The sequence below is a fragment of the Kitasatospora sp. NPDC001660 genome (genome assembly GCF_053596725.1).
In genome coordinates this window covers 1-10,815 of record NZ_JBSFGU010000095.1, presented here as the reverse complement: position 1 = coordinate 10,815, position 10,815 = coordinate 1, and the positions used below count along the sequence as shown (strand labels likewise).

General features: G+C 69.6%; 8 protein-coding genes. 3 read left to right on the top strand and 5 right to left on the bottom strand.

Annotated elements, in window-relative coordinates; all coding sequences use genetic code 11:
- Positions 1 to 555 precede the first annotated feature (555 nt).
- Positions 556 to 3,309, top strand: a complete 2,754-nt coding sequence (locus ACWCXH_RS38920) for a Helicase associated domain protein (RefSeq protein ID WP_449806248.1) — start codon at positions 556 to 558, stop codon at positions 3,307 to 3,309.
- On the opposite strand, the gene ACWCXH_RS38915 is transcribed toward ACWCXH_RS38920, so the two are convergent.
- A complete protein-coding gene (locus ACWCXH_RS38915; protein ID WP_449806247.1) occupies positions 3,194 to 4,840 on the bottom strand; it encodes a hypothetical protein in 1,647 nt (548 codons plus the stop codon). The two genes, ACWCXH_RS38920 and ACWCXH_RS38915, sit on opposite strands and share 116 nt — an antisense overlap.
- Positions 4,841 to 6,264: 1,424 nt before the next feature.
- Between ACWCXH_RS38915 and ACWCXH_RS38910 the strand changes: the two genes are divergently transcribed.
- A complete protein-coding gene (locus ACWCXH_RS38910) occupies positions 6,265 to 6,642 on the top strand; it encodes a hypothetical protein (protein WP_449806246.1) in 378 nt (125 codons plus the stop codon).
- Positions 6,643 to 6,694: 52 nt separating this feature from the next.
- Here ACWCXH_RS38910 and ACWCXH_RS38905 read toward each other — a convergent pair whose 3' ends face one another.
- From ACWCXH_RS38905 to ACWCXH_RS38890, 4 genes are all read right to left on the bottom strand, one after another.
- Entirely contained in the window at positions 6,695 to 7,069 is a 375-nt protein-coding gene (locus tag ACWCXH_RS38905) for a hypothetical protein (protein ID WP_449806245.1), read from the bottom strand.
- A gap of 620 nt (positions 7,070 to 7,689) precedes the next feature.
- Positions 7,690 to 8,013 (bottom strand): hypothetical protein, encoded by a 324-nt coding sequence (locus ACWCXH_RS38900; protein WP_449806244.1) that lies wholly within the window; start codon positions 8,011 to 8,013, stop codon positions 7,690 to 7,692.
- 147 nt (positions 8,014 to 8,160) lie between these two features.
- Positions 8,161 to 8,625, bottom strand: a complete 465-nt coding sequence (locus ACWCXH_RS38895) for a DUF4240 domain-containing protein (RefSeq protein WP_449806249.1) — start codon at positions 8,623 to 8,625, stop codon at positions 8,161 to 8,163.
- Between the two features lie 755 nt (positions 8,626 to 9,380).
- Entirely contained in the window at positions 9,381 to 10,001 is a 621-nt protein-coding gene (locus tag ACWCXH_RS38890) for a TetR/AcrR family transcriptional regulator (protein ID WP_449806243.1), read from the bottom strand.
- A gap of 71 nt (positions 10,002 to 10,072) precedes the next feature.
- Here ACWCXH_RS38890 and ACWCXH_RS38885 point away from each other — a divergent pair, with 71 nt between their 5' ends.
- On the top strand, positions 10,073 to 10,585 hold the full coding sequence (locus tag ACWCXH_RS38885; RefSeq protein WP_449806242.1) for a DUF1453 domain-containing protein: 513 nt from the start codon (positions 10,073 to 10,075) through the stop codon (positions 10,583 to 10,585).
- The last annotated feature ends 230 nt before the right edge of the window (positions 10,586 to 10,815 follow it).

Genomic DNA, 10,815 nt, shown 5'->3' with positions numbered 1-10,815 from the left:
GCGTTGGGCGGGACCCGCTCCGCGTGTCCGCACCCGGGCTTCGCCCGGGTGGGCCCGGCGCTTCGCTTCCGGGCCGCCATCGTTCCGCTTCGCTCCACGATGCCTGATGGCTGAGCTCTCGTCATGGGCTTGGCCAGTCAAAATGGCTGATCTCAAGGCAGGCTAGCCGGGTGGAGGGGGTGGCCCGGCGGGGCGCGTGCGGGTCGGCTTCACTCCTGCCAAATTGGTCTAGTCCATCATCCGGACCGGGATTCGCGCTCCTCGGCGGGGCGGGGTGCGCTACCCTGGCAGGGTGAGCAGCAGTCCTTGGTGTATCAGTCTTAGACTGTCAGGTGATCCCGCCGGTTTCGGGGTCTGGACCCGTGCGATTCGGGTATTTGCCGGAAATTCTGATCGAGGTCTTATGCCATTCCGGACGGCCGGTTTCTCCGGCCTCGTATTCCGGTCGTCCGGATTCCTTGGCCGGTCCGTCGAATGTATCGGTAGGGCACTGTCAGTGTTTCCCGTGGGCTCCCCGGTGTGGGCTCGGGGATGGGTGAGGGGAGATTCGTCTTCGTGGACGACGTCGTGAAGCCGGGCCTGATGGACGCCCAGTCCGCCGCCAGCGTCTCGCTGCGGGGGCATCAGGAGGAGGCCCTGGAAGCCATCGTGCGGGGCCTGACGTCCCGCACGGGGCAGTTGATCCCCCATGGTCTGCGGGTGACGGTGCAGATGGCCACCGGGTCCGGGAAGTCGTACGTGGGGGCCGCGGCCGGGCAGAAGCTCGCGCCGAGGGGCGTGGTCCTGGTGGTCGTGCCGACGCTGGACTTGCTGGTGCAGATGGTCGGCTCGTGGCGGGCGGCCGGCCGGGGCGGGGATATGCACGCGGTCTGCTCGCTGGTCGACTCCGGCCTGCCGTACGGGGTGAGGGCGAGCACCAGCCCGCTGATGATCGGCATGTGGCTGGCCCACGCGGCCAGGCACCGTCGGCCGATCACCCTGTTCGCCACCTACGCCTCCGTGGGAGCGGTCGCCGACGCCTACGCCTACAGGGCGCAGCGGGAGGGTCGGGAGGGTGGGGAGGGCGAGCTGTTGCCCCCGCTGGCGCTGATGGTCTGCGACGAGGCGCATCGGTCCTCCGGGAGTGTCGAGAAGACGTGGACCGTGGTGCACGACCAGGCGGAGATCCCTGCGGAGCGGCGGCTGTACATGACCGCGACTCCGCGGATCTGGGCGCCGCCCGGTAAGGCGATGCGGCGGCGTGAGGATGCCCTGCAGCCGCTGCCGGAGGAGCTGGCGGTGTCCATGGACGACCAGCGGATCTACGGGCCTCAGGTGTTCACTCTGGGGCTGGCGGAGGCCATCGGCAGGAAGCTGCTGGCGCCGTTCGAGATCGTGGTCCTGGAGCTGCGCGACCCGCTCGGCGACCGGGCTGGTGCGCGGCGCCAGGGGGTGCCGTGGGGGCCGGGCGTGGGTGAGGCGGGGGACGGCAGCGAGGACGAGGTGCCGGCCGAGCGGATCGCGGCCATCCAGGCTGGGCTGGTGAAGACGATGGTCGAGCGGGGGTTGGCTCGGTGCATCACGTTCCACAACCGCACGGTCGAGGCCCGCTACTTCAGCGAGACGCTGAACCAGACTGTCGAAAAGCTGAACATCGAGAACCCGCAGAAATACCCCGAAGAATTCTGGGCGCAGTGGCTCTCCGGAGAACACGATGTCGACTTCCGCAAGGAGGTCATCGCCGATTTCGGGAGCAGCGGTGAGGAGGACGGTCTGAGGCACCGGGTCGTCGCCCAGTGCAAGGTCCTCGGCGAAGGAGTCGATATCCCGGACGCAGATTCTGTTCTCCTGCAAGGCCGGGGCAGCATGGTGGAGATCGTCCAGGCCATCGGCCGGGCCCTGCGCATGAAACCCGGTGAGGGAAAAACGGCATCACTGATCGTGCCGGTCTTCCTGAAGCCTGGGGAGGAGCCCGGGGACATTCTAGAGTCGGACAGTTACGGTCCGCTCGTTCGTATTTTGACTGCCTTGAGGTCTCACGACGCACGCGTGGTCGAGGCCCTCGCTGTGCCCCAGAAGTCCGGCAGGCGCACGAAGGGGCGTAGCGCTGAGGCGGTGTCTGGGCCTGGTGGGAGCTGGTCTGGTGAGGGTGGGTTGGGGGCGTTCACGCTGCCGGTGCGGTTCCGGGCTCCGGTGGACGAGAACGTGCTCGCGCTGTTCATCGCCTCGCGGGTGCTGACGGGTGAGAACCAGTACTGGCGGGAGGGGATCAACCACGCGAGGCGGTGGCACGAGGAGACCGGCGGGCTCGATGTACCGTATTCCGCGATGGTTGGAGAAGAGGGGAATTTCCCGCTCGGGAAATGGCTGTCGGATCGGCGGGCCGAGCATTCTGCTGGTGAATTGGCGCGACACCGGGTCGACATGCTTGATCAGCTTGGGATGGTCTGGTCGGTGTCCGACGCCCGGTTCGAGGCCGGGCTGGACTGGGCGCGGGTGTGGGCGAAGGGGCACGGTGGTTCTTTGGCGGCGTCGGCACGCGCCTCCATCGGCGGGTACGCGATCGGCACCTGGCTCTCGGAGCTGCGTGCCGCGGCCCAGGTGCCGGCCGACCAGCCGGGGGCGCTGTCGCCGGAGCGACGCAGGGCGTTGGAGGAGATCGACCCGTGGTGGTGCCCGGTGTGGCCGATCACCTGGCAGCGCGCCTACGCCGTGGCACGGTTGTGGTGGCTGGAGTCCGACGGCCGCGTCGGCTGGACCACGCTGCCCGAGGACACCGTGTTCGAGGGCGAGCAGCTCGGACGCTGGGTCAAGACCCAGCGCGCCGACTGGCCCGACCTGGAGGCGGACCAGCGGGACCTGCTGACGGCGATCGGCATCGAGCCGGACGCCGAGCTGGTGGCCGCGAAGCAGGCCGCGGAGGCGAAGCCGAAGGTGTCGCGGATGGACCGGTTCCAACAGGGCCTGGCTGCGCTCGCCGCCTTCGCCGAACGGGAGGGGCATGTCCGCGTGCCGCGCTCGCATAAGGAGGGCACGGTGTCGCTGGGACCTGGCTCAACAACACCAAAGCCCGCCGGAACAAACTCACCCCCGAGCAGCGCGGACAGCTCGAAGCCCTCGGGGTCGGCTGGTAGCACCAGGCGGTTCGCAGGAGGCCGCCACCGCCTGCAGGTGGTGGCGGCCTCCTGGCAGGAGCGTTCATTCTTCTGTGGGCTCATTGCGGTAGTTCTTGGCTGGGTGTCCACGACGGCTTGGGGGTGTCGGAGTCAGTGGGCTCGGAGGGAGGCGGTGGGGCAAGGGCGTCGGCGGCTCTGGTGTTGCCGCGGCTGAGGAGTTCGGCGCGGACGGCTGGTGCCCGGTCTCCGAGGAGGGTGCGGGTCAGTGCGCGTGTGGGGGGTAGGGATTCCACCAGGTCGGCGTGGTCGGCGAGGGTGCGGGGTCCGAGGTTGGAGAGCAGGATCTCGGCGTACCAGTCGCTGGATGGGCCGTGGAGCCGGTGGGCGAGCTGCGCGATGTCCGGGATCAGACGTGTGTTCGCGAAGGCTTCGATCAGTGGAGGGACGACCCGATCCATCTGGCTGTTGCGCAGGGTGGCGGCTAGGTCGGCGACTTCTTGCGGGGTTCTCGTCGCGTAGGAGATGGCCATCTGCCGGGCCAGGTCGCTGAAGCCGGACCGGTGGAGGTGGTGGGCGAGTCGGCCGGTGTCGGTGGGGGTGTAGATGTCTGCGTAGCGCAGGACGGTCTGGTAGGCGTGATCGTTATGTCCGTTGCTGGTGAGCTTACGCACCAGGGCGATGAGTTGGTCGGCCGAGCGGGGGACGTCGGGGTCCGTGTTACCGGTGACCGGGGGCTGACGAGGCCGTGGTGGGGGTTGATGGACGGATCGGGTGTCGGCGGCGTCGGCGGCGGAACTGTCTTGATCTTCTTTGGCAGGGTGCTCGGTGCCTGTCGGGGGCGGGGTGGTGTCGTGGTGTTCTTCGGGCGGCGTCGGTGCGTGAGCCGCGGGCCGCTGGGGTTCCTGTTCCTCGTCCACAGGCCCGTTCGGCTGCGCGTTGTCGAGCGGGTCGGTGAGTTCTTCGGCTGGTGCGGGGTCAGGCTGTGTGGCCGGCTGTGCGCGTTCGTTGCCGGGGTCTTCGGGCACGTCGGCCGGCTCGGAGGGCTCAGGTCCGCCAGAGGAGTCGAAGATTTCCGCAGGAACTTGCAGTTCGTAGTGCGTCTTCTCGTCGCCGTCGGCGGTCTGGGTGAGGTCTCGTGGGGGATCGGCCGGGTCGTCGCCGGGCGGCACGGGGCGGTGCGACCAGGGCACTCGTTGAGAGGGCAGGATCACGCGAGGTCGCGAGATCGTGTCGAGGACGATGGAACCATTGGCGGCGGCGTCGGGAGGGTCGAAGGACACGAACCAGCGCGGTGGCTCGGCTTCTGCCTGTTCAGTGGCAGTGCCGGGTTGGGCGTGGGTCTCCAGCGTGAGACACGCGGTCGTCGGTCCGGGCCACCATGTCCCGATGACGCTCCAGCTCCTGGTCTGGTGGTCGTATGTCCATTTCAGGAACCGCAACCGCTCTACTGCTAAGTCCGCCTGCAGCCGGGTGTTCTGGTCGGCCAGGTGTTCGGCATCCGCGCGGCAGCGGGCGAGTTGGTCCCGGAGCTCGTAGACCTCGTGCAGGGTGGGGTTGCTGTGTTTCAAGGCCGGATCGTAGGCGTCGGTCACTGTTGTACGGGCCGCGTCATCGAGCGGCCCGGCGTGCTCGTCGGCGAGGTCGAGCATGAAGTCCAGGACCTCACGAGGGGGGATCTTCGTGCCGGAGCCGATGCGCTGGACAGTGGTCACGCTGTAGCCGCTGCCGAATGCTTCGATCAGCAATCCGGACAGGCGCCGGTAGTCGATGCCGCTTGCCTGGAGCGGTTGCAGTACGTGTGTGCGGAGGGCCTTGACGAACGTCTTCGCTTCGGACGTCGGGGCGGACAGGTCTTCCTTCGGAGGTCTGCCCGGTCTCGCTCCACGCTGCGGCGTCGATCCGTTCCTTGTTCCAGGCACTGAATGCGTCTCCCCAGGTCAGACAGATTGTTTCGCCCTCTGGATCCAATTGTTCCAGCTTGAGCTCCAATTCCCCTCTCATCGACGGTAGTTGCACCGGCAGCTCGCCGGGAAAACCATCAAGCCCGCCAGGAGGACCACCATGTCCAGGCGCACCCAGCGCACCCTTCGTGTTCAGGCCCGCCGAACCGCCTCACCCACCGCCGACAACCGCAGCGGGGCCCGGGACACCGCGAGCAGCTGGCGACTCGTCCGCCGTCTCGTCCGGGTCGGCGTCCTGAACGTCGTACGCGGGGCAGCCGACGCGCTCGGAAGCGGGGTCCGTCTCACTGGGCAGCGGCGGGGTCGGGCACTCGTGGACTGGTAGGTGGGATCAGATGGTGCGGAAGGGGAGGTTGTTCCTTCCCCCTTCATCGGGGCGGCTATTGACGCATGTTCAGGAGTTCGGGTAGCCAGCGGGCGAGCCTGCGTCGGGCCGTCGGCGATAGAATTTGCGGCTGTGACCTCAGAGGCCAGCTGAGGCCCGCAGCTACACCTGGCGATCTTGTGCTCTCGGTCGGCTATCACCGACGGTCTGCTCGGCTCGTATGCTGTATGCCCATCGTTAAGATGCACGCGCCCCGGGCGGGGCGGGAAGGCGGGGGAAGGGACCGGGGCGGAGGGGGTACCGCCCGACGGTCAATGGAGTTGGCGCGTACGGCCGCGCGGCCGTACCAGAGATCGGGCCCAGCCGGCCCGGTCCGTTCCGGCCCCGGCCGGGACCGAAGAAGGGGCGCGGCCCGGGGGCCGCGTCCTTGCTCAGGGGCAGACCCGGTCATCCGGGGCGCCTAGTGCTGGTTCTTGACTAATCACCGGCCCCGCCCAGGCGCGGCCCGCGCGAATCCGGAGAAACTCCGCTCGTGAGCACAACCCCCGATGTCCCTCCCGCACCACCCCCGACCGGGCAGATCGCACCGCAGACGCCCGGGAGCGCCGTCCCCCCGGACGGCGGAGCGCAGCAGCCGCCGGGACACCTTCCGGACCCGGCCGGCCTGTCGGCCCTCGCGTCGACGCTGCCTCAGGCGCTCTTTCCCGCCGGGGAGCCGGCGCTCGGGAACTCGGCTTCGGCCGAGGTCGAGCCCCGGGAGCAGCCCGGCCGCGCCCCCGCCCAGGCCGGCCCCGTCCACGGGCTCCCGGCCCAGGGACAGATACCTCCGGGGCCGACGCAGCCCGTCGAGCCCGTACAGATCAAATCGCCGTTCCTGGCGTTCGTGGACCGCTTCGTCCAGCGCTTCATGAACAGCGACGAGGAAGCCCGGCGGGGCAGGTGGTTGATGCTGTTGTGCTGCGTGGCGTTGGCCATCGTCTGCGGCACGGTGATCACCGTGCTCGCCATCACGCCGGTCTTCGGGTGGACCGCCCTGGCCGGCGGATCGGGCCTGGGAGGGACGCTCCTGTGGCGCAACCAGAAGCGGCAACCCGCTCCGCCCCGAACCACGTCGCCCACGCCGCCCGAGGCTCCCGGGGCCGCACCGAAGCGGCAACGGAAGCCGCCCAAGCGGGCCACAGACGCGGAACCGGCGAACGGACGGCCCGGCGGCGAGGTCGACGACCCACCGCCCAGGCCGACGCAGGAAACGAACGAATAGCCTGCCGCCACCGCAAGGATGTCCAGGGCAGGTCAGGCCGGGCGGGAGATACCTACTCCCGCCCGGCTCCGTCGTCCGGCGTCCGGTACTCCCTGGGCAGGACGCGATCGCCGACCAGGGCGGCCACCGTGCCGACGACGGCGAAAACGGTGAAGAAAACGACCCCGGTGTCTACACCGTCCCGGTGACCGGTAACACCGCGTGCCGTCACCGCGGCCAGGACAAGGTCGACGGCCAGGACCAGGCCGGTGAACAGGATCAGGGCGCGCTGGTTCACCCGGTAGCGCCGCCGTTTGACGCCGCCCGCGGCGATCGGGGCACTGCGGGTGGCGGCGGATTGCCCTTCAGCGGCGATCGAGGTCGAGGATGCGGCGGCGGATCGCTCGGCCGGTTTGGTGGGCTGGTGGGCTGAACCCCTGAAGTCCATGCTATCTCCAGGGTGGCCCGTTGCTGCCCCGGCCACCCGAGCTGCGTTGCCCATTACTCGTCCTCACCGTCCCCTGAAGTGACGGACATCCATGTTCTACCCCATCCGCCCGGCGTCCGACCCTTTTTTGTCGCGTTTCGCTGGTGCAAGAAGCGTCGCACGGTATACGGTGCGGCCCCACTCCTACGGAGCGTCCCGCGTCATCCTGCCCCATCAGAGCGGCAGCTTCCAGGGCGATTGCTCCAATCTTCACCAACTAGCAGTAGTCCAGTGTCCAACCGGTCAAGCCGGACACGGACGATGTGCCCAACGACACCCGCCCGGTAAGGACACGCGACTCCTGCCGCAAGAACGCTGATGTCTCATCAGAACCGCACGCCCGCACAACATACTTGATGATCCTGCAAATTCCCCCGGCGGGGCACCCAGTGCCATCGCAGCGAACCGGTCTCGGCCAGGAGCAGCCGGATCCGCTCGCCGCGCTCGGCATCGAGGACCAGCAGGAGCTCGCCGCCGCGCGAACGGCGGCGAAGGCACCCGCGGCGCAGCCGGCAATCGCGGCCAGGACGGCAAAGGCGCCGACCACCAAGCGGCGGCCGACGCCTCGTTGGGCGGTGAGGTCAGGCCTGCAGGGGGCGGCGGCCGGGCAGGTCGCGGAAGCAGAGGTGCTCGGCCGTGGCCAGGGTGTCCAGGACGACGGCGAGCTGTTCCTCGGTGTGCTCGCCGGCTTCCGCGCGCTCGGCCACCGAAAGGGCGCGGTCGACGTGCTCAGCGATCTCGGGTCGGCTCCCGCCTTCGAGGTACCGAATCTCGTAGCAGCCGCGCAGCTCGTGCACCCAGTCCCGCCACGGCGCCCCCTGGCCGTCCACCGCCGGCGTCCCGCAGCCGAGCCACAACCGGAAGTGGTCGGCGACGATCCGCTCCGCCGGGCGGACGTCGAGCATGGCCCCGCACCGCTGATTCTCGTCGGTGCGTACCAGCAGGCTGCGGCCGCCGAAGGCCCCGCGGCTGATCGACGGGTGGGGAGCGGCGGGGAGACGCGGGTCTTTCGGGCCGGCGGTCGGTCTCCCGGGCGCTCCTTGCTGGATCGGCTACCGACGGGTCGACCACCCGTCCGGGTTGGAGTACGACTCGAAGTCGTAGCGCGTGACCCGGTCCCACTCCTCGCCGGTCACCTGCTCATACGCCTGTTGGGCCACGTAGAGGAGCCACTCGCCGTCGAGCGCTGGCGCGGTGAAGGCGGAGAAGCGCGCCGGATCCCCGAAGAACATGCCCTCATAGACCTTGCGTCCAGCCGCAACCACCGCGCAGCGGGAGTACAAGAACACGTCCCCGGACTGCGGGAACGGATCGTCCTCGGTGCTCAGGCCGACCACCGGCAGCAAACCGAACCGCTCCTGGTCGAGTCGGTAGAGCGCCTCGGCCAACCGCTCTCCGAAGCCCGTGATCCCCGGCGTCGGCCGTCGGGCAAGCACGCCCGCCAAATCGGCGCAGCGGCGCTGATCGGCACGCCCGTCAAGAAGCGCGATCAGCTGCCAGAAATCTTCCCAGGTCATCACAGGCACAGCATCACACTCACGACTGACAGCACAACCGTCCACCTTGACTGGACGGCCAAGTAGGTGCCGTACACCCACCAGGGAGTCAACGGCCCGAAGTACGACTTCTGGCAGGACGATCCCACCGGCGGCCCCTACCGCCAGGACTGCTCCGGCTTCATCTCCATGGCCTGGCAGCTCGACAAGAGCCGGACCACTGGCGGCCTGCCGGACATCGCCGACCGGATCACTGGGAGCAGTTGCAGCCCGGGGACGCGCTGGACACCCCGTTCGACAAGAACGGGCACGCCATCCTGTTCGCCGGCTGGACCGACCAGGCCAAGGGCGAGTTCCGCTACATCGCCGAGCACAGGCCCGGCACGACCACCAGCGCCTCGACCGCCAACCGGTACGCCGCGACAATCGCCGGCCACACGGCGTCCGAGTACGTCCGGCTGCGGTACCGCAAGCTCACCGAAACCCCAGCACCGACACCCGCGCCCCAGCCCCCCGCACCCGCACCGGCGCCCGCCCCGGCCCCTGCCGCCCCGTCGGCACCCGCCGCCGCACCGACCGCCCCGCCGCCGGCCACACCCCCTGCACCATCGGCTCCTACGCCGGCACCGGCCACCGGTCAGACCCCTGCACCGCCCTCGCCCGCGAACTCGCCCACCGACTCCGGTACCAGCGTCGCCGCCACCGGCAGCCGCCTGTACCGGATCACCCCGGACCACACCGCCGTCGAGGAGTACACCGGCAAGAACGGCGCGTGGCTATGGCCTGGGCGCGGCCAGAGTGTCGAGGTGGCGGTGGAGCACCGCGCGCAGCTCGTCCGGGCCGACCAGGTCGGGGTGCTGGACCGCCTGGAGGGTGAGGCCGTCCAGCAGGGCGGAGAGGCGACGGGTCTCGACGGCGAGGTCGAGGCCGGAAGCCAGGCCGCCGGAGCGCTCGGCCTCGACCAGGACGCGCCGGATCAGGTCGTCCAGCCCAGCTTGCATCTCGGCGGCCCGGGGCCGGAGTTCGGGCCGGGTGCGGGCGGCGGTGACGAAGGAGAGCCAGAGCGCGGACTCCTCGCGGCGCTCGGGGTCCAGCGGGAGGGTCTCGGCGAGCAGGCGTGCGGTCCGTTCGCGTCGGTCGGCGCCGGGGGCCGGGTCGAGCAGGGCGCGGGCGCGGGTGTGGATCCGGGCGTCGATCCGGCGGCCCAGCTCCTGCATCGCGAAGATCATGAGCTCGGAGCTGTCCGCGAGGTAGTGCCGCACCGAGCCGATGGCGAGTCCGGCCTCCTCGGCGACGTTGCGCAGTGAGGCGTGCTCCAGGCCCTTCCTGGCCGCGACGCGCAGGACGGCGTCGGCGACGGCCTGGCGGCGTTCCACGGGGTCGACGATCTTCGGCACGTTGCCTTTATAGCACAGCTGAGCTAAATTGCCGATTTGGCACAGGCGGGCTACAAAAAGCGGGGGCAGGGATGAACAACTGGGTTTACGTGGCACTGATCGTCGCCGTGGTCGTGGTGGTGGTGATGCGGCGGCTGCGCGGCGAACCGCTCAACGCCCGGAACCTCTTCGCTCCGCCGGTGGTACTCACCGGCCTCGGCCTGTGGACGCTCTCGCAGCACCACGGCCTCGGCGCGGGCGACTACGCGTGGGTGGCCGGAGGCGCCGCGCTCGGTGCCGCGCTCGGGGTGGTTCGCGGTGCCACGATCCGGGTCTACGAGCGGGAAGGGGTGCTATGGCAGCGCTACACCGGCCGGACGTTCCTGGTGGCGGCTGTCTCGCTGGTCGTGACGGCCGGCTTCGCCCAGGCCGCCGAGCATTTCGGGCTCGCCCCGGATGCCCGCCCGGTCCAGCTGTCGATCGGTGTCGGCTTCCTGGGGGAAGCGCTGACGGTGGGCCGTCGCGCACTGTCCTCCAGTACCCCGTTCGCGCCCGAGCGGCGGGGCGCCGGGCCCTGGAGCGACTCGGGCCAGCCCGGTCGGTAACTACGGCTCTCGGCGGCAGGTCTGCACCCAGCGCTCCATGACGGAGTCTGGCCGGCAGAGAACCTGACGGCCTTCTGGAGCCGCCCAAGCGGCGCCATCGACGGAGGACATCTCTGATGTGTGCCTTGCCAGCCTGCTAGGACGCGTATTCGGTCGTGATCAATGGGTTCGGGTGAGGTCCTTGATCCAGATCATTGCGCCGCGAAGGTGAAGGCCGGCGAGGTAGCTTT